At 60.8% G+C, this 19,491-nt stretch carries 15 protein-coding genes and 1 pseudogene; 6 read left to right on the top strand and 10 right to left on the bottom strand.

The window, feature by feature from the left end; translation table 11 throughout:
* Positions 1 to 302: 302 nt before the first annotated feature.
* Complete coding sequence (locus AC0L2X_RS28610) at positions 303 to 539, top strand: DUF982 domain-containing protein (RefSeq protein WP_473561622.1); 237 nt, start codon at positions 303 to 305, stop codon at positions 537 to 539.
* Positions 540 to 993: 454 nt separating this feature from the next.
* Here AC0L2X_RS28610 and AC0L2X_RS28605 read toward each other — a convergent pair whose 3' ends face one another.
* The 3 genes from AC0L2X_RS28605 to AC0L2X_RS28595 are packed head-to-tail and all read right to left on the bottom strand — an operon-like array spanning position 994 to position 4,089.
* Positions 994 to 1,866, bottom strand: a complete 873-nt coding sequence (locus tag AC0L2X_RS28605; protein ID WP_473600794.1) for a carbohydrate ABC transporter permease — start codon at positions 1,864 to 1,866, stop codon at positions 994 to 996.
* Positions 1,863 to 2,753, bottom strand: coding sequence for a carbohydrate ABC transporter permease (locus tag AC0L2X_RS28600; protein WP_473600793.1), 891 nt, complete (start codon positions 2,751 to 2,753; stop codon positions 1,863 to 1,865). The genes AC0L2X_RS28605 and AC0L2X_RS28600 overlap by 4 nt, the downstream gene beginning before the upstream one ends.
* A gap of 43 nt (positions 2,754 to 2,796) precedes the next feature.
* Positions 2,797 to 4,089, bottom strand: a complete 1,293-nt coding sequence (locus tag AC0L2X_RS28595) for an ABC transporter substrate-binding protein (RefSeq protein ID WP_473600792.1) — start codon at positions 4,087 to 4,089, stop codon at positions 2,797 to 2,799.
* A gap of 448 nt (positions 4,090 to 4,537) precedes the next feature.
* Here AC0L2X_RS28595 and AC0L2X_RS28590 point away from each other — a divergent pair, with 448 nt between their 5' ends.
* From AC0L2X_RS28590 to AC0L2X_RS28580, 3 genes are read left to right on the top strand one after another with little or no spacing between them, the layout of a single operon-like run.
* Positions 4,538 to 5,413 carry an ROK family protein gene (locus tag AC0L2X_RS28590; RefSeq protein WP_473600791.1) on the top strand — a complete coding sequence of 292 codons (876 nt, stop codon included), beginning with the start codon at positions 4,538 to 4,540 and terminating at the stop codon, positions 5,411 to 5,413.
* The gene (locus tag AC0L2X_RS28585) at positions 5,410 to 6,180 is read left to right on the top strand and encodes a GntR family transcriptional regulator (RefSeq protein WP_473600790.1); all 771 of its coding nucleotides are present in this window, start codon (positions 5,410 to 5,412) and stop codon (positions 6,178 to 6,180) included. Before AC0L2X_RS28590 ends, AC0L2X_RS28585 begins: the two co-directional genes overlap by 4 nt.
* Before the next feature lie 36 nt (positions 6,181 to 6,216).
* On the top strand, positions 6,217 to 7,008 hold the full coding sequence (locus AC0L2X_RS28580) for a sugar isomerase domain-containing protein (protein ID WP_473600789.1): 792 nt from the start codon (positions 6,217 to 6,219) through the stop codon (positions 7,006 to 7,008).
* A 182-nt stretch (positions 7,009 to 7,190) separates the two neighbouring features.
* Here the strand turns inward: AC0L2X_RS28580 and AC0L2X_RS28575 are convergent, their stop codons facing one another.
* The 5 genes from AC0L2X_RS28575 to AC0L2X_RS28555 form a co-directional block, all read right to left on the bottom strand.
* Positions 7,191 to 9,128 carry a CHASE2 domain-containing protein gene (locus AC0L2X_RS28575; protein ID WP_473600788.1) on the bottom strand — a complete coding sequence of 646 codons (1,938 nt, stop codon included), beginning with the start codon at positions 9,126 to 9,128 and terminating at the stop codon, positions 7,191 to 7,193.
* 15 nt (positions 9,129 to 9,143) lie between these two features.
* Complete coding sequence (locus AC0L2X_RS28570) at positions 9,144 to 9,965, bottom strand: FecR family protein (RefSeq protein ID WP_473600787.1); 822 nt, start codon at positions 9,963 to 9,965, stop codon at positions 9,144 to 9,146.
* 11 nt (positions 9,966 to 9,976) lie between these two features.
* Positions 9,977 to 11,248: a tetratricopeptide repeat protein gene (locus AC0L2X_RS28565; protein WP_473600786.1), complete on the bottom strand. Its 1,272-nt coding sequence runs from the start codon at positions 11,246 to 11,248 to the stop codon at positions 9,977 to 9,979.
* Positions 11,249 to 11,736: 488 nt separating this feature from the next.
* A complete protein-coding gene (locus tag AC0L2X_RS28560) occupies positions 11,737 to 12,924 on the bottom strand; it encodes a magnesium transporter (protein WP_473600785.1) in 1,188 nt (395 codons plus the stop codon).
* 722 nt (positions 12,925 to 13,646) lie between these two features.
* Entirely contained in the window at positions 13,647 to 13,895 is a 249-nt protein-coding gene (locus AC0L2X_RS28555) for a helix-turn-helix domain-containing protein (RefSeq protein WP_352507667.1), read from the bottom strand.
* 202 nt (positions 13,896 to 14,097) lie between these two features.
* Between AC0L2X_RS28555 and AC0L2X_RS28550 the strand changes: the two genes are divergently transcribed.
* Positions 14,098 to 14,805: a hypothetical protein gene (locus AC0L2X_RS28550; protein WP_473600784.1), complete on the top strand. Its 708-nt coding sequence runs from the start codon at positions 14,098 to 14,100 to the stop codon at positions 14,803 to 14,805.
* Positions 14,806 to 14,817: 12 nt separating this feature from the next.
* Positions 14,818 to 14,877 (top strand): annotated as a pseudogene (locus tag AC0L2X_RS28545) (DUF2274 domain-containing protein); the annotation flags it as partial.
* Positions 14,878 to 14,960: 83 nt separating this feature from the next.
* On the opposite strand, the gene AC0L2X_RS28540 reads toward AC0L2X_RS28545, so the two are convergent.
* Together AC0L2X_RS28540 and AC0L2X_RS28535 are read right to left on the bottom strand one after the other, a co-directional pair.
* Positions 14,961 to 15,848 carry a LysR family transcriptional regulator gene (locus tag AC0L2X_RS28540; protein ID WP_473600783.1) on the bottom strand — a complete coding sequence of 296 codons (888 nt, stop codon included), beginning with the start codon at positions 15,846 to 15,848 and terminating at the stop codon, positions 14,961 to 14,963.
* Between the two features lie 516 nt (positions 15,849 to 16,364).
* Entirely contained in the window at positions 16,365 to 18,554 is a 2,190-nt protein-coding gene (locus tag AC0L2X_RS28535) for a calcium-binding protein (RefSeq protein ID WP_473600782.1), read from the bottom strand.
* Between the last annotated feature and the right edge of the window lie 937 nt (positions 18,555 to 19,491).

Raw genomic sequence — 19,491 nt, 5'->3', positions numbered from 1 at the left:
CAGGAGGTTCTATACATAATCATTTAATTGAATGGCGGGTGATCTATCGGAACATCAACAGGGAGCTCATCGGCCTCCCAACGGTGCACGGCCGTCCTTGCCTCAGGCGAGTTCGGGCCATCCGCGCATCACAGCTACCAGGCACGATCTGGCGCTGACGCACGCTGCGGTTGGCCAAAGCAGCGTGGACGCCCGGCCAGTCAATCGCCCTCCATGCCCGTTGCGACCGAAACGGTATTCCTTAATGCAACCTCCGCCGTGTCTTGGCGTTTAGCCGCGTCCAAACGCGCGGAGCGACAAGAATGCCAGCGTTCATTCCGATTACGATATACCTCAATGGCAACGCGACGGTGGTCAAAACGATAGCCGACGCCGCTAAGGCGCTTGAACAACCATGGCCATATAGGGCCAAGCCAGGACGGCTCGAAGCGATCCGGATGATCAAAGAATGCATGGCCGGCCATTGCAGCCAATATGCTGCATTCGATGCCTTCAAGGCGGCGGCAACGGAACAGGGGCTTCTTAAAAAACGTCTGTGACCACCGCCAAGATGAATCAGATCGACCCGCACGCCTGGCCCCCCAGCCTCTCGAGCGCATCGCCAGTGGCTGGTTAAACAGCGATATCGCCGCCGTTACGCCATGGAACTATCTGCGCTGAAAGGCCTTGGCTGCACGACGCACGCGCGGGACCAGGGCCTCGGTCAGTGAGCTTCGCGTGCCGGCCCATCACGATGGTACGAACAGAGGCGCGATGCTGACGAGCGAGTCCGCTAGGCGCACGGCTGGGCGATCAAGTTGGTCCCCAGTCTCCTTCGGCGTTTCGGTGGGAGGCCATGACATCCCCCTCCATGTGAAGAGCATGATTACACGCGTACGACCATAGTGAGGATCAAGCTCCCTTCTGGATGGTAGCTTTCACAACACCGCTATCTGCGTAGCTCTGTGCCCGTCTCCCATCATAGCCAGGACCATGCCGGCCGTGGCGTCGGCGCTACCCCTTGACCGCCGAGCCGACGATCGAATCCACGAAGAAGCGCTGCAAGAAAACGAAGAGCACCAACGGCGGCAGCACAGCAAGCGTGGCGCCAGCCATCACCAGTCCCGTATTGAGGGCGCCTCTGTTGTAGCTGAGCAGGCGGCTCAGGCTGATAACGATAGGATAGTCGTGTGCATTGCCCTGTAGAACCGTCAGCGGCCACAGATAGCTGTTCCAGTGGTAGACGAAGGCAAACAGCGCCAGTGCCGCGATTGCCGGCGCCACGCTGGGCGCGACGATCTTGAACAGGATCAGGAGTTCGGACGCCCCATCCATCCGCGCGGCGTCGATCAGGTCGTCCGGCACGCCGGCTATGAACTGGCGCATCAGGAAAATGCCGAATGCATTGGCGAGATTGGGTACGATAATGCCGGCAAGGCTGGCGTTCAGCCCGATCGATCCGACGAGACGGTACAGTGGGATCAGGGTGACGATCGGCGGCAGGAACATGGTGGCGATCAGCACCGAAAACAACAGCGAACGGCCGGGAAAGTGGTGCTTGGCGAAGGCATAGCCAGCCATCATGCTGGTGACCAGAATGCCGGCGGTGGTGATCGTGGCGATCACCAGCGAATTCCACATCGAGCGGCCGACATTGATGACGCCGGACACTTTCTCATACGCTTCGAGGCTCGGCGTGCGCGGTATCCACACGGGCGGAACCTGCATGGTTTCGGCCGGCGTCTTCAGGCTGGACAGCACCATCCACAACAACGGGAAGGCGGAGGCCACCGCAACCAGCAGCATCAGCGTAGCGAGGAGAGCTCTGCGGCCCGCCAGGCGTTTGCTAGCCCACCGGCTTGATGCTGAGCGGCCCAGCGCGCTCATTCGTCATCCTTCCGGTTGGCGAACGCAAATAGCGCGCACACGACGACGATCAGCGCCAGGATCAGCATCACTGCCATGGCCGAGCCCAATCCGCCTTGTGCGCGCTCGATGCCGACTCGCCGGATATGGTAGGTCAGCACGTTGGTGGAGCCGACCGGCCCGCCTTGGGTGATCAGCGCCACCGGCTCGAATACCTGCACGGCGTTGATGATGGCGATGACGGCGCTGAACAGGAGCGTGCGGCGCAGCAGCGGCAAGGTGATGAAATGGAACTGTTCGCGCCGGTTGGCGCCGTCCAGAGTCGCCGCCTCGTAAAGACTGCCCGGGATCTGGGTCAGCCCGGCAACCGCCAGCACCGTGAAATAGCCGATCTGCTGCCAGACATTAAGCACGACGATCGAGATCAACGCCGATCTTGGCGAGGAGAGCCAGGGTTGCGGGCCGATGCCGGCGAGGCCGAGCATCTGGTTGAGCGGCCCTTCGCTCGGCGAATAGAGCTTCGACCAGACCAGCGTCACGGCGATCATCGGCACCATGTAGGTGGAAAACAATACGGTCCGCAGTGCTGTGCCGCCGGCGACATCGCGCTGGTAGACCATCAGGCCCAACGCTACCGAAAGGGGCAGGATCAGCATCACCGACATTGCCGTGTAGATGGCGGTGTTGAGCAGCGCTCGCTTGAAATCCCGCCCGACCGAAGTCGGCCCGAATATTTCGCGAAAATTGTCGAAGCCGATGAAGCTCGCATTGGAAAACGGCGTTTGCGTCGACCAGTCCTGGAATGACAGCCAGATGGTGAGCAGCATCGGCAAAAGGATGAAAACGCCGATCAATGTCACGGCGGGCGCCAGCATGATGCCCGCCGAGGCACGATAGGTCTTGATCATTGCTCTGCTTCCAAAGCGTAGGGCTCTTGAAACAGCGCCTTCGCTATTTGGCGGCACGCTCCAGGATCGAGACGGCATCGGCCTGCGCGTTCGCCTGCGCATCCTTGGCCGAGAGCTGACCATACTGCAACGCTTCGAGCGTCTGCTGCAGCGATTCGCTGAACTCCTGGCCGCCCGGCACGACGGGGAAGGGCTTGGCGTCGGCAAGCACGCTGACATAGCCGGACAGGAACTCGGAACCGAGCTTGTCTTTATGGGCTTCGATGTCGGAGGTCCGCGTCGGCAGGATGCCCATCGACATCAGAATATCCGACATTGCCGAGGCGCCGTTCTTGCCGGACTTCGGACTGTTCAGCCATGCCAGGAAATCCCAGGCCGCTTTTTGTTCGGCCTGACCGGCATTGGCGTTGACGACGGTCATCCATGAATAGGAGATCGAGTGCGGCTTGTCGCCGCTCGGACCGACCGGGATGGGCGCGGTAGCTATATTGGAGAACTTGTCGCCCATGCCGCTTTTTAGTGCGCTTTCCCACCAGTTGGCCATGATGATCATGCCGGTCTTGCCGGAGACGAAATTGTCGAGGAAGGGGCCGGTGGTGTTGGCGTCGGCCGTGGCCATCGCCGGATCGCTGACGCCGGACTTGATCAGGTCTTCGTAGAGCTGGAACGTCTCACCGGCTTGAGGACTGTCGAGCATCGGTTTGCCGTCCTTGACCAACTCGCCACCGTTGGAGACCAGCAGCGAGGCGAAGGGATGGACCACGCCCGCCGCCCAGGAATTGATCATGCCAAAACCTTGCTGGCCGGCATCTTTCCTGGTCAGCTTCTTGGCCGCATCCTTCAACTCGGACCAGGTCTTCGGCGCGGCCGTAATGCCCGCCTGCTTGAACAGCTCCTTGTTGTAGTTCAGGGCGTAGACGTCGATCTCGTTTGGAATGCCGTAGAGCGTGCCACCAACGGAGGCTGCAGTTACGACACCGGCCGGCCACGCACTCTTTACCTCGCCGGCAACCGCATCGGGGGCCGGCGCGACCAGCTTGTCCCGCGCCAGTTCGGGCAGCCACAAATCATAGATGCCGCCGATCGTCGGCCCATCGGAACTGCCGCCTTGGGAACGCAGTGTTGTCAGGAGGTCGCCGAAGGGGACGGCGCGAATGGTGACCGTCACATCCGGATTGGTCCTGGCGTAGTCCTTGGCCGCGGCGTCCAGCAAAGCGACCGTTTCAGGCGACCAGTGGGTCAGATAGGAGATGTTGACCGATTGGGCCCAACCAATGGTGGGCGAGGCCAGCAGCCCTGCAGCCAGTGCCAGTTTCGAAACCCAAGCCAAAGACATCCGGATCCTCCGCGTAGCCGCATACCGATGTGAATGAGGTTATGACAACTTGAAGCAACGACGCAAGCGCTATCTTCGTGAAGGGTTCCCACCAGTGCTGCGGACGATTCCTTTTATCTGGCCCGCAACGGGAAGATGGCCTATTGAAAGCAACCCCTTAACTAAGATGGTTGGAGCTGTTTCTCACTGCCGGGAATGCCCAGAACGAGCAGCAAGGCTCTTGCGATCGGGTTCATGTCGTTATAATGACACTTAGGCGTAAAAGGACGACGATGCCGGATGGGAGACGGAGCATGATTCATCGACGCGCTGCGCTCAGCCTGATCGCCGGCTTCGGCGCCGCGTGCACCGGGGCCTGTTTCACGCTGCCGACCAGAGCCGCCGACACCACCGCGTTGTGGAGCTGGCGCTCCGCGGACCGGGCGGTCGCCAGTCCGGGCCGCCCTCGATGACACGCGTTCTCGCCATCGATCTCGGCGGCACCAATTTGCGCGCGGCTATCCATACCGGCGATGTTCGCTGGCTGGAGATGCTGAGCCGCGAGCCAGCGCCGGCAAGTCTTGATGCGTTCGTCGACCGTATCGGTGCCTTGCGTGCCGAGGCAGGCCCAGTCGAGGCACTCGGCCTGGCGGTGCCGGGGCTAGTCGAAGGATCGGTCTGCCGCTGGATTCCGAACCTGCCCTATCTCGACGGCATCGATGTCGCGGCCTTGTTTCCCTGTCTGCCTGTGGTGATTGGCAATGACGCACAGATCGCCATGCTGGCCGAGGTGGTCGAAGGTGCTGCAAAGGGCCTGTCCGATGCAATCCTGCTGGCGATCGGCACCGGCATCGGCTCCGCCGTTCTGGCCAATAATCGCATCGTTGCCGGCGCCGGTGGCGGCGCCTGCTCATTCGGCTGGGCCTGCGCCGATATCGAGGATGAAGGCGAGGACCGCAGCGGCTGGCTCGAGCGCTTTGCTTCCGGCCGCGCATTCGACGCCGCGGCCCGCCAGATCGGGCTGGCCAATGGCGGCAGGCTGGTCGAGGCCGCCCGGGCTGGCAAGACGGCCGCACTTGACGCCTTGGAGCTGCCGGCGCGCCGGCTGGGCACTGCCCTTGCGGGTGCGGTCGCGCTGCTCGATCCGCAAGCGATCCTGATTTCCGGCGGCCTTGCCGATGCGCTGGACGTGGTAGGGCCACCGTTGCTTTCGGCATTGCGGCGTCAGCTGCCGCCGCATCTGCGCGACATCGTTCTGCGCTCAGGCGAATTTGGCTCCCGCGCCGGTCTCGTCGGCGCCTCGCTGGCCGGTCTCGCCGGCGCACAGTGGAGGCAGATAAGATGAGCGAGCCGAGCTTTCAGCAACCCGACCGCAGCAGGCCCGAGCCGCTTTGGTATCAGGTTGAGGAAGCGATCCGCGCCATCGTCAAAAGCGGCGAGTGGGCGACCGGCGACCAGATTCCGGCCGAAGACAGGTTGTGCGCCCTGTTCGGGGTGAGCCGCATCACACTGCGCCACGCTCTGCGCAATCTGGAGGAGCACGGGCTGCTCAGGCGCGAACATGGCCGTGGCACCTTCGTGCGCTCCACCACGCTGGTCGCCGGCACCCGCGAACTCACCAGCTTCACGCAGGAAATGGGCAATATGGGCGTGGTCGCCGGCTCGCGCTTGCTCGACTGCAGCCTGACCACGGCCAATGAAGCCGCGGCCGGAGCGCTGGAGATCGAGGAGGGCGATCCGGTGGTGCGCATCCGGCGGCTCAGGCTCGGCAACAACGAGCCGATCGGCATCCAGACGGCGCAGCTCTCGGCCGCGCGCGTGCCCGGCTTTCTCGATGCCGGCCTGCTGCAGGGATCGCTTTATGAAGCGCTGGAACGCCACTACGGCATCGTGCCGGTCGCGGCACGCGAAAATTACCGTGTCGGTGCAGTCGGGGCGGCGGATGCCGAGTTGCTCGATCTGCCCGCGGGGAGTCCCGCTTTCGTGGTCGAGCGCATCACCACCGACGAGCGCGGCCCGTTCGAATTCACCGTCTCCGTGATGCGGGGCGACCGCTACGAAATCCGCTCGACGCTGCGTGCCGGTCGCGCCGCGCCAACCGCAAGAAGCTGAGCCATACCCAAGCCGACACATAACAGGAGTACCGACGTGTCCGATCTTTACATACCCCGCCTTGCCGCCCTCATCGAACAGGCTTCGAAAGCCAATGCCGAAGCCTTTGGCGAGGCGGCCAGCCGCTTTGCCGACACGCTCGAGAGCGGTGGCTTGGTCCATCTCTACGGCTCGGGCCACTCGGTGTTGCCGGTCCAGGAGGTGTTTCCGCGCTATGGCAGCTATGTCGGCTTCAATCCGCTGACCGACCCGCGCGTCATGTGGCACAACGTGCTCGGCGCCGGCGGCGTGCGCGAACTTCTGTGGCTGGAGCGGACCGAGAAATACGCCGAGAAATTTCTCGATCATCAGCCGCTGAACAAAGGTGATTCGATCATCATCTTCGGCCATAGCGGCCGCAATTCGTCAGGCATCGATACCGCACTTTACGCGAAAAAACGTGGCATCTTCGTCGTTGCGGTGACCAGCAAGAACAACCTCGACAAGCCGGCGACGCACTCTTCCGGCAAGCGGCTTGCAGATGCCGCCGACCTTGTCATCGACACCTGCTCGCCGATCGAGGATGCCATCGTGCCGGTCGAGGGCTGGAGCCGGCCGGTCTCCGGTTCGTCGACCGTGCTTGCCATGGTCCTGGCACATGAGCTGATCGCCCGCACCGCAGAGGCGCTTTCGAAACGCGGTATCGAGCTGCCGGTTTTTGCCTCGCCGACAATTGCCGGCGTCACACTGCACGACACCGACGTCATCTATGGTGTCTATCGCGAGAAAATGCTCGAGGCACAAAGGAAGCATCTGCCGAGCTTCCAGGCGACCATGCGCGGCGAATGACAAACGGGGAGGGCACGCACACCGCGAGGCCTCCCTAAGGGGTAATCAGTTCGTAATACAGGTCGGCACGCGGCGATCCGCTGGTCGGTCAGCCTGTGCTTCGGGTTCGAGGTGCAAGATCAGGAGCAGTTTCCGGGCGCAGCGACGAACCATCGACCACGGCTGAGCCGCCAGGTTGCGCTCTATGCTGATCCGCTTTCTCGCGGCACACCGTGGTGCATCTCTGGAACGGTGAAAACCGGCACCTCGCCCTTGAAACCCTGGAGTTCAAAGGCGCCCGCCTGGACGACCGGCATCGAAGCTCCTGCCGCAAAGCCGGGACCAAGCACAAGGGGGATGTGCAGCTTCTTGGTCGTCGACTCGAGCCGTGCCGTGCGGTTCACCGGCGAGCCGATCGCGGTGTAGTCGAAACGCCGCTCGGAGCCGAAATTGCCCACCGAACAGACGCCGGTCTCGATGGCGACGCCGATTTGGATGGAGGGGTGGCCATCCGCGGTGAAGGCGTCGTCTTCGCGCTTAACCCGTTCGATCAGGGCAAGGCCCGCGTCGAGCGCGCGCTCGCGATGATCCGGCTGATCGAGCGGCGCGTTCCAGAAGGCGAGCACCGCATCGCCCATGAACTTGTCGATCGTGCCGTCGCGCTTGAGGATCTCATCGGTCGCAATGCCGAGAAAGTGGTTGACCACCTTTGCGATTTCCTGGGTATCGAGTTGTTCGCTCATCGTCGTGAAGCCGCGTATGTCGCTGAGCAGGATCGTGATCTCGCGCTTCTCGCCCGACAGGATCGCTTCGGTGTCCGAGCTTGCGAGGCGCTGCACCACGGAAGGCGAGAGATACTGGGAGAACTGCCGTGCCAGGGTGGACCGGCGCTGCTCGCTGCGCCTGTAGAGGACATAGCCTTCGAAGCCGGCTACCAGGATCGTCGCAAGCGCCGGCTGCAGCGGGTCATAGAGTTTACCCTGCATGCTGTATTCGAGAGCGCCGAACACAAACGGCGTGACGGCCAGCAGCGCGAGAGCCAGGGCACCAAGCACGACACGTCCGGCGAGCACTCCGGAAAGCGCGATGAAGATGACGGCAGTGAGGACAAACCAGAGGCGCTCCACCGTGCGCGCGTGCGTCGGCTCTGCCAGGTAGCGCCCGGCAAGCAACTGGCCGATAGCATCGGCGTGGATGTCGGCGCCTGGTCGCGCTGGACGCGTCGGGGTGGGCAGGTACTGCGTCAGTCCCACGGCCGACAGATCGACGATGACGATGGCGTCCCGCAGCCGCGGATCACTGCCGCCCGAAAGGATAGTGCTGGCAGATATGCGAGGCGTATCCGTTGCGGTTTCCCAGAGGCGGATACTCCCCTCCGGCTCGAGCGGCACGATAGCGCCGGCCATCCTGAGTGCGTCGAACCCCGCGGCATTCATCCGGGCTATGTAGCCGTCCTGCCCGGCGTAAAGGCGCAGAAGCTCGAGCGCGAAGGACGGCCACAGCTGCACGCCTTGAGCGGTATTGCGAAGCCACAGCAGCGGCACATGGCGCAGTACGCCGTCGGGATCGGGCAAGGTGCGAATTACGCCGAGGCCCGCGGCGGCGTTGGAGAATTCGGCAAGCGAGCCGGTCAGGCCGGTGAAGCCGGGAAGTGTGTCAGGTACTTGCCCAACGATCGACCAGCCAGATTTGGGCCCTACTTCTGAAACCGTCGCCTCGTTGCCCAGGCTGACGGCAAGCGCCGTTCGATTTTTCGCCAGTGCCGTTGCCAGGCGCTTATCTCCGGCGATGCCCTCAGGCGAAGTGTCGGCCTCGGGCAGCACCAGGGCAAGCCCGATCACCGCGGCGCCGGATTTGGTGGTGCCATCGACCAGCTCGGCCAAGAGGCCACGGTTCCAGGGCCATCGCCCATGTGCCTTGAGGCTGGCGTCGTCTATCGTGACGATCACGACAGGATTGCTCGTCGCCTGGCGCGGGGCGAGAAACTGGTAGAAGTCGTAGGTGCGTTCGCGCAGGCGCGACAGCGGCCCGTCGAAAGCCAAATGGCAAGCGAGCAGCAGGAGCACGACCGCAAGACCGGAAATTTTGCGCCTGGCAGCGTGCCGCCAATCAGCCCAGCGCGAACCGGCCAAGAGGCTCATGTAGTGCCGCCGGGCTTAATTGCAGTAGTAGCAGCAACCCTCACCCTCACCCTCGCCCTCACACCCACCCTTATCCACGCCGCCGCCCACAGGTGGCGTTGGGCTGTCGGGGAACTCCATGACCACTCCTGGCAATGCCCCGTCGGTGGAATCGCAGACTTTGAGCGAGCCGCCGAGTGCCGACGCACAAAGCGCGCTTACGTCCAGTCCCGGACCCGGTTCGCCTGGCAGGCCGGTGCCGGCTATCCGGTCGACGCTGTCCAATATCGGGAAGGTGTCGATTCCGCCGTAACCGGTCAGCAGCTTGCCGTCTTCCGACGTGCAGGCGTAGCCCGGGTTTGTGATGACCAGCCGTTTGCCATTGATCGTGCAGGTCATGCGGCCGGCGCGCAGAATGCCGACGGTCTGGCCATCTGCCACCAGCACTTCGATGATGCCGCCTCTGGCCCCGAGCACCATGTGCGGCGTCGCAACCTGCATGACGCCGCCTTTTGAAACCTGGCCGCCATAAAAACGGGCCAGGCCGCTGTTCATCCCGATGTCGATCTTTCCCGATCCGGAGCCCGGATTGTAGACGAATTCATCGATCGTCAGGCTGGTGTTCGGACCAATCTTGGCGCTCGATTCGTCGCGGAACACCAACATTCCAAGACCGGTGGGATCGCTGCGCAACTGGTCGCCGAGCTCGACGCCGGCACCGACGTCCATTGTCCCGCCGTTGTTGCGGACGATGTTGGTCTGGTAGGCCGTCATCGACCCGACCGTTTCAGCGGCGGATGGTGCCGCAAAGGCAAGGCAGCCGACAAAAATGGCGATCTGACGGTACGGGGTCCTCATCGCGGCCTCTTTCAATTGAGCGTCAACGTATAGCTCATGAGCATTTCGAATGATTTTCGGTCGCGGTTGGCGATGTCGAAGTTGGTTTCGCGATAGGCGAGATCGACGCTGATCTTCTGCGCCTCCGACAGCTGAAAATCGCTTTCCGAGGCAATGCGCCAGAAGTCGCTCTTGATACTTGTGCCGATGCCGACGGAGAGATCGGGAGCGTCGCTATGGCCGGCCGAGAAGGCGACCTGGTGCGACCATGCGAACAGATCCGGTACATTCATCAACAGGCCGCCATAGCGGACCTCGCCCGTGTAGCTGCGGCCGATTTCAGATCCGGAGGCGAAGTCATTCGAACCGACAAAGCGCAGGCCGAGCGCCTGGCCATTGCGGAAGCGGTAGCTGCCGCCTGCCTCATAAAAAACCCTGCTGTCGGCGAAAATGCCTTGCGAGGCGCTTAGATCGATGTAGCCGCCACCGGCGAAGAGCGTCGTCTCGACTGTCGGGCGCACAAGAAAGCGCCCACTGACGCCGATGCCGGTTTCCTGGATATCGCTCTCGAAGCGATCCGTAACTGTGAAGGCGGAAAGCAGCAGGCGCAGCGAATCGATCCCACTGTTGGGCAGCCCCTTGTCCCAGGTGATCGCGGCGTTGCCATGGATGAAGGTCTCCTTGCCACCCGGAACCGACAGGTCTTCCGTGAAAAAACGCTGTGTCGCAGTCAACGACCCCGAAAGGACGAGAGCGTCGGCACTTGGCGTGCCGAGGTCCCATCGGACAAAGCCTTCCGCCCGCCCATAGGGCGAGACGAAGCTGTCGTCGTCCTGCGCCCCGCCGGGCTCAAAATCGGTAAATGCGCTGAACACGCCGCCGGTCAGGGCGAGTTCCCAGGTGACGCCGCGCAACGCGCGATCGATGCGGGCAAGCAGGCGAGCAGCTTCCTGCTGTTCACTTGCCGTCAGGCCGCCGACTTCGATGCCGTACTGCACCTGCCGCCGGGCCAACTCATAGGAGCCGACATGATAGTACAACCGGCTGGCCGCAAGCCGGGCGCGCGCATCGCGGGGATACTTGATCAGATACTGCTCGATTGAGGAGATCGCCTGATCGTACTGCCCGGCGTTGACGGCAACCGTGACGAACTGGGCGAGCGTTCCGTTGTCGGCCGGACTGGCGATGCGGGCCGAAAACGCATCGTCATAGGCCGTAAAAAGACCTTGTGCGCCGGCCGGCAATACGCCGGTACAAAGCAGCGCCGCGGCGCAGCCGAAGATCGCTCGAAACGAAGATTGCATGCCGAGAACCCACCCCAAACCCGACCAGTGCCAAGGACTTAGCACGACCACAAGAAAAAAGGCGACTGAACTTTGACGAAAGGGCCCGAGTTTTCAACAGCTGTTGCAGCCGCGCAACAAACCATCGGGGTTATTCGTATTGCGGCTGCGCTGGTTGTAGAAAATCATCTCACCGTTGCAGGAACAAGTGAAGTATTCGGAACGACATGCAAATAACTCAAATCATCACCAGTCGTGGATCGCACAGCCGGCAAGATTAATATTGTTTGCGCGATTCTGCGCGTATCTGGTCACTGAATGAGCCATCAAGTTCACCCCGCAGCTCATCCAAGGGTCTTTCGTGGCACCGCGCAAGCGATCGGAGAGCTGCCACGAGGCGCTTCTCACCACGTCTACGGGACGCGCAGCAGCTCTTGCTATTTCGTCGAACGCGACGAGGTCAGCTTATAGGAACCTATCTCTCCATGGTGCGTCACCGGAAGCGCTTGCTACAGCACGAGCATGGTGGCCAGCCCCAGCATCAGGCCCATGCCTACGATATCGGTCACGGTGGTGAGGAAGATCGCCGAAGCGACCGCCGGATCGGCGCCGACCCGGCGTAGGCCCAGCGGGATCAGCACGCCGGAGATTCCCGACATGAGGCATGATCCGGTCATGGCGAGCAGGATCACAAGTGCCAGCATGGGCGCCTGGGCCGCCGACTCCGGTTGCCGCGAGGCGTAGAACCACATCGCCGCAGCCGCCACAAGACCGACGAGCACGCCGTTGGCGATCCCGAGCGCGCCCTCCCTCATCACCAGGTTCAGCTTCGGTCGTTTGTCCACATCGCCCAGGGCAAGGCCACGCAGCGTCATAGCCAGAGCCTGGCAGCCGGTGTTTCCGCTCTGCCCGGCCAAGACCGGGAGGAACGCCGCCAGGGCGACGATCTTCTCGATCGTGCCTGTGAACGAACTGACCACGAAAGCGGCCATGAAGGCCGTCAACAGGTTCAGCTGCAGCCACGGATGACGCTTCAAGAAGGCTGAAAACAGCGGCGTAAAAGAACGCTCCTCCTTCTGCACACCCACCATCTGGCCAGACTGGGCCGAAATTTCGATGATTTGTTGCTCAAATAATCGCCAGCCGCGAACCTGCCCGAGCAACCGGAGCTCCTCGTCGACAACGGGATAGACAGGGTAGTGACGCCGTACTGCCGCCTTGCATGCGTCGCTCAAAGAGAGACCCACATTAAGGGCGAAGGGCCTCGGCAGCATGATCTGATCGACCGTCGCGTCCGCTTCGCTCAGCATCAGATCGCGCAGGACCACCAGGCCAACCAGCTTGTCGCCGCCCTCCGTGACGTAGAGATAAGTGAGCTCGGTCGGCACCTGGGTGCGTCTGACGGCCTCCACGGCGGCGGCAACCGTCGTTCCGACAGGAACGCTCGCGGGAACCGGGTCCATCAGTTCGACGAGCGACTCGGGGATCGCGGGGTCCTTGCCACCGGCATCAGGCTTGACAGGCCGCATATGCAGCGGCAAATGCTCCGCCACCTTACGGGCGTGCCTGTCCGGCAACAATTTAAGTGTGTCTCGGATGAACTCGGGAGACTCTCGGACAAGCAATTCCGCCGCGTCATCAGGTGCTCGAGCACGCAGCGTGCGCACCAACTTCTGAACGTGGTTCTCTTCTTTCATCTGCCGCCGCCCCCAATTGCTAGTGTCTTGCCTCTGACAGTATGACACGGATCGGATCGTTCTGTCTGGCGCGCAGTCGCCCAAGCGCCTCGATCCCGAAATCTTCGCCTCTCGCCGAGTGGACCGAACCCAGACAGATCTGAGCCCTTGCGGGTACATAAAGGCAGGCTGTAACGTCTGCGTGTCGCCGAGATCTTAACGTGTTGCGAACTTCACCGGCCTTTTCTTAGGATCTGCGAGCACGTCGCAGCAATGAAACTTAACCCCGGAAATTCCGCGGAGGCGGGGCCTCTGCCGCTCGAATCGATTTGCCTCAGGCGGCGCGTTTTGCCAGTTAAACCAGCTCTGAAGCTGATGAATTCGCCAGGATAGCAAGGTGATTTGCTCGAACCGTAATAGTTTAGCCTGAGAAACGGATTCTTTATATGAGGTCTGTCCGGAGCTAGAGGTGCGCATGAGAGCTTGCAGGTGGGGGCAGGCAGTCTGCTTGTGAGACTCGAGGTCGTTGCGGTCCGATCCGAGTTAATGTAGGCTCACTGATCGCAGCGACAGACCGCTCGATCGCGTCTGGGGGCAAACGAAGACTCGTTTCGAGAGTAGGCCCGGTTCGGCAAGCTGTCGAGTGCGGGAAGGGGCCAGCCAACCGCCCGTTAGCTCAGCGAGCATCGAAACACTGGGCCTTACATGGATGGATGAAGCCTTTACCACCCGTTTGCTGAAAGTCATTTGCTTTCCAGAGGGCGTGCCAGCCGAACGCCAGGCCCGCCGCCATTTTCGGGAATGAACTCGACGCCGCCTGCCTCCAATGCGCGCTTCAGGGCTTCGATCGTCACTTGGTTGGCCTTCAACATGCCAGCGGGTGGCTCAAGCCGCTTAATGGTCGCGACTGACACTTTTGACTTCGCGGCGAGGATCTTTTGATCCCATTGCAAAAGTGCGCGGGCTGCTCGCAACTGCTCACTCGTTATCATATTTTATACCTGACGCATCATTTGATGCCAAAAGTCTTGTTTGTGCCGACGATTTCGTTTAAGACTGTAGAGTGGATCTTGCGCTCGCTCAGCCCCACAACCCTCGACTGGTGGCAAACGAGCCCGTGTGAAACGGCCGAATAAGGTGGTGCAACACCTTACCCGGCCTAACCACAACCTAAGCTTCTAAGGAGCTCGGATCATGACTGATTCCGACAATATCATGAGTCTGCTATTCGTCACGCGCAGGCGAGTGCTTGCGGCAACAGTGGTGGCTACCACCGCGTGGACGGCTAAAGGTAACGCGTCCGCAGGCGACGCCGGGAGTACCAATGTGCCTTTTGACTCAGCGCTAGCGCTTCGGCGGGAATGGGAGACAGCCCGCAAGTTGACCGATCGGCTTTGCCGCAAGCAGCAGCGCCTGGAGACCAAGCTTGCCGAATCTGTCGGTTTTCCTTGTGTAGACGTCCACCTGCCCGATGGCGAGAAATTAACACTCTACTCAATCGAGGCAGTCAAACAGGTACTCGGCAACAGGCCGGATACCGCCACTCTCCAAGAGAAGGCCGAAACTGAGTTTGCTGCTCATCAGGCACGCTGGGAAGCGGCTGCCGAGAAATCCGGTTACATTGCGGCGCTCAGAGCCGAACGCGAAGCTGGCGAGCGAACCAAGGATCTTCTGGACGCCTTCTCAATCACCCCCGCTACGACTCTCGCCGGCGTGGCGGGCAAGCTCGATGCGGTGTTGCGCGAGGGCGAAGCCTGGGAGGAATGCTCTGAGTTTCCTTGGCCGCAAATCCGCTCAGCGCTCAGCGATCTGGTGCGCATCGCCGAAGGCTTTGGTGCTCACCGAGTGCGGCGTCGAGGAACCCATCATGGGCAAGCTGAAGCTCTCCGCAATTCCCGATGACCGTCGGTCAAGATTACGGTCGAACTGCACGCCGCCGTTCATCGTGATCTCGTCGCCTATGCTGAATTGCTCGGCCACGAGATCGGACAGATAGTCGCCGATCCGGCACAGCTCACTGCCGATGCTGTGACTGTTCGGGTCATGCCGGATCACTGTCAGCACGAATACCGATCGCGCAAGAATGAGATGAAGGTCGGTAAGGCCGGATTGGCGTTGTCGGGGCGCCAACGGGCCAAACTGGAGATCTGGATTGGTTTGCCGCCGATCCGCAGCTTGCGACAGACCGCATCCTGAGGAACACTGTCGGCATCTCGATCGTGGATCAGAGCGACTCCAAGCCCGTTTCCGACAAGGCGCAAAAGGATGCCCGCACTGACGTGATGTTCGACAATTGCAGGAAGTTGCACGCCGCGTCCGACAGCGTCGGCGAGCTGACATGCTTCGCCCCTGCGCACCAGCAACGTCTCCTGGTGCAACTCGTGCCACTCGATCACGGAACGGCTGGCGAGGGAATGATTTGAGGCAAGAACGACAGCCAGAGTGTCTTTCCACAGCGTCAATTCGAACGCGCCGCCGGTAAACCGAGAGGAGGAGGTCACGACCACGTCGACCTGGGTGGCACCCAGAGCAGCCTCAGGCGAAGGGTAAGGACTCTCTGTCAAGCTGACGGTCACATTGGGATGAGATTGCCCGAACTCGATGATTGCATCCAAGGCTCGCCCGGCGAGGATGATCCCGTTGGAGCCGATGCAAAGCTTTTGGTGTTCATCTTTGATGCCGGACCTGGCCAGAGTGAGCGTGTTGTCGAGCTCGAGCAGCACGGAGCGCAGACGCTCCAGGAAGCGCTCGCCGGCCGGGGTTGGGCCGACGCCGCGGGCATGGCGATGAAATATCCTCGTACCCACCGCGTATTCCAGATCGCGAATGCGCCGGCTGAGCGCGGAGTGATCGATCCCGGTGCGTCGCGAGGCGCGAAGAAAGCTGCCCTCTTCCGCGACCACAAGTGCATAATTGAGGGTCGCAAGTTGGATGGAGCTCCACATCTCTGCTCAAGGTCAAGTTGGCGACAAGACGCATTTGAGCGCTTTTGGCCGCTGCCGGCTATCGCCAAATCTCAGTATTGACACGAGGTGAGCAGTCCGACCCTCCTTACAAGAACAATAATGAAGACTATACAGCACAGCCCCTCGCGACAACCGAACTGCCCCAGAATATACATCGGAGTAGACGAACCTGATATCTCTTTAGGTTTGCCTTATCCGAGGAGAGCTTTCAGCCCAGGGCGGGCCTCGTGGTCAGCCACAGCTGCTCGACGTGATTCATGCTGCCCCGCGCCGGTGAGTACCGCAGATAAGAAGGGCCCATACGAACTTGACCGGGTGAGCTCGACGGCGGCTGATCGTAGTGAAATCCCGGAAGACGCTCACTAAACGATGCCACTCAGTTTTCCCGCCCACCTGTATTGCCTGCCAAACCTGACGCCCCGGCTGGAAAATCCGGAGCTTGAACAAAGACGGAACGGCGGACCGGCTCGAGCAGAAGGTCCACCGTTGGGTCATTCAGATCACAAGAAACGAACCTGCTGCAAGCGACAGACCTGGAGAGAGAGTGGCGAACTGTATTTGAGCTGCGCCACCGATCCCGTCGCTGTCAAAAGAGAGCGCCCCGGTCGAGCTGTTGTAGATTATATGGTCGGAGCTATCATGCGCTGCTGTGCCACCAAAGAAAGCTTCGGATGAAAGGCCTCCTAGCTTAAGGCCGGCAAAAATGGCGTGGTCGAGCTGGATCTTGTCCTGGACCTTGTTGAAGTCGGTGATCCTGTCGATATTGCCGGCTCCAAGAGCGCTGTTGAACACGAAAGCGTCGTTGCCGCGGTTACCAGTTAGGATGTCTGCACCGCCTGCCCCGTTGATGACATTGGCGCCGGCATTGCCACGAATGGTCTGGCCGATCTCGTTGCCGGTAAGATTAATTGCCGTCGTGCCTGCCGGGTTTGTGGCGGCGAGAAGGCCGATCGACGAGCCGCCCGAAAGCGCATAGCTCACCGAGGCGAATACCCTGTCGTGGCCGGGGACCGCCGCCTCAACCACCCTGTCGCCGGCATTGTCGACATAGTAGGTGTCGCTGCCACCGTAGCCGACCATTGTGTCGGCACCCCCGCCTCCATTGATGATGTTAGAGCCGGCATTGCCCTGGATGGTCTGAGCGAACTCGTTACCGGTAAGATTGATTGCCGTCTTGCCGGACGGATTGGCGGTGGCAAGAAACTCGAGCTCCGAGCCGGACGCAAGGGCATGGGTGACCGAAGCGAGCACTTTGTCGGAGCCGCCGCCAACCGCCTCGATGACCTTATCGCCGGCATTATCGACATAGTAGGTGTCGTTGCCACCATAGCCGGTCATCATGTCGGCACCGCCAAGGCCATTGATGACATTGGCGGCAGCATTGCCCTCGATGCTCTGGGCGAACTCATTGCCCGTGAGATTGATTGATGATGTGCCGGACGGGCCGTTGGTGGCAAGAAGCTCAATCTGCGAGCCGGCCGAAAGCGTATGGCTTACAGCAGCGAACACCCTGTCTGTACCGCCGCCGACCACTTCGCGCACGTTGTCTCCGGCATTGTCGACATAGTAGGTGTCGTTTCCACCATAGCCAGTCATCGTGTCGGCGCCCCCCAGGCCGTTGATGACATTGGCGCCGGCATTGCCCTTGATGGTCTGGGCGAACGCATTGCCGGTCAGGTTGATCGCCGTCGTGCCGGTGGGGCTATTAGTGGCGAGAAACTCGATCTCCGATCCGGCCGCAAGCGCATGACTTACTGACGCGAACACTTTGTCGGTACCGCCGCCTGCTGCCTCAATCTCCTTGTCGCGGACATCTTCGACATAATAGGTATCATTGCCGCCATAGCCGATCATCGTGTGGCCGCCGGCGCCGTGGAACACATCGTCGCCGCTGGTGCCGTACAAGGTGTCGCTTGTGTCGACGGGAGGCGGTTCGGTCCCGGTGGTAGCGAGGTTGTGCTCCCGGAAAACGGCCTGCAGTTCCGAAGAGCTCTCCAACGCTGTGTCGCCTCGCTGCGAACCCCAGGCGTACGCGTAGTCGAAGGCGGGTGACGGAACCAGCTTGGCCCAGTGCTCCATCATGATTTCCATCTGGGCGGCGGTGGGCACGACATATTTGCCGCCCATGTCGGTGTTATACTCGCCACCTCCAAACGCCTGGTAGCCTGGAACGATCTGGCTCGTCGGGATGCCCGATGCCTGAGCGGCAGCGACGAATTTGTCGATCATGTTGTAGTCGACCGGGCCATCCGTGCGGACCGGATAGACATCCACGCCGTAGTAATCGATACCCGTATTGGCGGGATTGTACGTGCCCGAAAAATCCGGATTCGCCGACGTTCCCAAGCTCATCATCGTGATGTAGGTCTTGGCGCCCGGAAAATGCTCATGGATCCAGTCGGATTCTGCCTTCAGATTTGCAGCGGAAGCGTAAGTGCCCCATTGACCGGTGGGATCCGGCTCGTCGACGAGGAAGAATCCAAATACGTTCGGATTGCCGAGGAAAGGAGTAACCTTGTCAATAAAGGACTGGGTCACGCCGTTGGCCTCGTCGAGGTACACCAAGCCTTTCATGCCTTCCGGCAGCTCGTTGACCTGCTCAACATATTGCACGCTAGCCAGATTGAATCCGGCTTTTGCAATGTCCGTGCCGGATCCGCCCGACGTGTAATGGAGAGTCGCCATCCATAATCCCTCTTTTGATTCGATAGCGCCCCGCGGATGTCTGCCTACTAGAAGGTGTATATTAGCGCCAAATCACATACCTGCACGCCCTGATAGAATGGGTGATATTCAATAGGAATTCTAAAATGAATAACAAAACCAGGTGACATATAGAACGACGAAGGAGAAGAATACCTTATTGATTGCCCGAATCCCTTCGGCTGTATCGGTTAAGTATGATTTTATGCAGGTTACAAATTTCAAAAAAGCGTTTAGCGTCGCCGTTTACAATTTTAATTATTGTGTTTTTATTTAGCATAGCGCTCGTAGATGGTATCCTGCCTGACCTTAATCTAAGGTTCTCGTCCCTCCACAGTCTGACTGTCGCGAGCAATTAGTTGTGGACAATTCGTAGGCGACTGCGCGGTCGGCAGATCAGGTTGGCGACATCGAAAGCGTCGAATCGGCTGTTCTGTTGGTCACAAAGAGGCAGGTTGCGCGGCCTGCGGCCGACCGGCAAAACGCGACAAGCTGAGGCGCGAAATTTGACCCGGGGAGCTTTAGGAAATCCGGGGCCTGCCGTTTGCCCACCACAAGCACATGAGGTCGACAAACATGCTGAAGCGGCTAAACTAGGAGATCAAGCGGCGCTCCCTGGTCGTCAACATCTTTCCAGCCCGCAGGGCTGTCGGAAAACTGGACAGAGCAGCGTCACAACCCGCGTTAACGGTGGCGCCGCTCTGGTTTTTCAGTTCACGATCCTGTCGTCATCCAGAGACATTGGACGTTCGTCCCGCCACCGCGGATTTTAGCAAAAATGGCTGCGTCTTCGGAGCGGCAAGAGCAACCATTTCACCGGTTCCAATCTAAGACGAGCCACTGACGGAGCGGCGGACACGCTCGAGTTGAAGGTCCGCCGCTCTGGTTTTCAGATCAAAGAGTGATGCTGCAACGGGAG

This window comes from Mesorhizobium sp. WSM4828 (assembly GCF_055811175.1).
This window is presented reverse-complemented; position numbering and strand designations above follow the sequence as displayed.

Excerpts from the sequence above, each read along its gene's own strand:
- AC0L2X_RS28610 (WP_473561622.1), top strand. The coding sequence starts at position 303 with ATGCCAGCGTTCATTCCGATTACGATATACCTCAATGGCAACGCGACG.
- AC0L2X_RS28605 (WP_473600794.1), bottom strand. The coding sequence starts at position 1,866 with ATGAGCGCGCTGGGCCGCTCAGCATCAAGCCGGTGGGCTAGCAAACGC.
- AC0L2X_RS28600 (WP_473600793.1), bottom strand. The coding sequence starts at position 2,753 with ATGATCAAGACCTATCGTGCCTCGGCGGGCATCATGCTGGCGCCCGCC.
- AC0L2X_RS28595 (WP_473600792.1), bottom strand. The coding sequence starts at position 4,089 with ATGTCTTTGGCTTGGGTTTCGAAACTGGCACTGGCTGCAGGGCTGCTG.
- AC0L2X_RS28590 (WP_473600791.1), top strand. The coding sequence starts at position 4,538 with ATGACACGCGTTCTCGCCATCGATCTCGGCGGCACCAATTTGCGCGCG.
- AC0L2X_RS28585 (WP_473600790.1), top strand. The coding sequence starts at position 5,410 with ATGAGCGAGCCGAGCTTTCAGCAACCCGACCGCAGCAGGCCCGAGCCG.
- AC0L2X_RS28575 (WP_473600788.1), bottom strand. The coding sequence starts at position 9,128 with ATGAGCCTCTTGGCCGGTTCGCGCTGGGCTGATTGGCGGCACGCTGCC.
- AC0L2X_RS28570 (WP_473600787.1), bottom strand. The coding sequence starts at position 9,965 with ATGAGGACCCCGTACCGTCAGATCGCCATTTTTGTCGGCTGCCTTGCC.
- AC0L2X_RS28565 (WP_473600786.1), bottom strand. The coding sequence starts at position 11,248 with ATGCAATCTTCGTTTCGAGCGATCTTCGGCTGCGCCGCGGCGCTGCTT.
- AC0L2X_RS28560 (WP_473600785.1), bottom strand. The coding sequence starts at position 12,924 with ATGAAAGAAGAGAACCACGTTCAGAAGTTGGTGCGCACGCTGCGTGCT.
- AC0L2X_RS28555 (WP_352507667.1), bottom strand. The coding sequence starts at position 13,895 with ATGATAACGAGTGAGCAGTTGCGAGCAGCCCGCGCACTTTTGCAATGG.
- AC0L2X_RS28550 (WP_473600784.1), top strand. The coding sequence starts at position 14,098 with ATGACTGATTCCGACAATATCATGAGTCTGCTATTCGTCACGCGCAGG.
- AC0L2X_RS28540 (WP_473600783.1), bottom strand. The coding sequence starts at position 15,848 with ATGTGGAGCTCCATCCAACTTGCGACCCTCAATTATGCACTTGTGGTC.
- AC0L2X_RS28535 (WP_473600782.1), bottom strand. The coding sequence starts at position 18,554 with ATGGCGACTCTCCATTACACGTCGGGCGGATCCGGCACGGACATTGCA.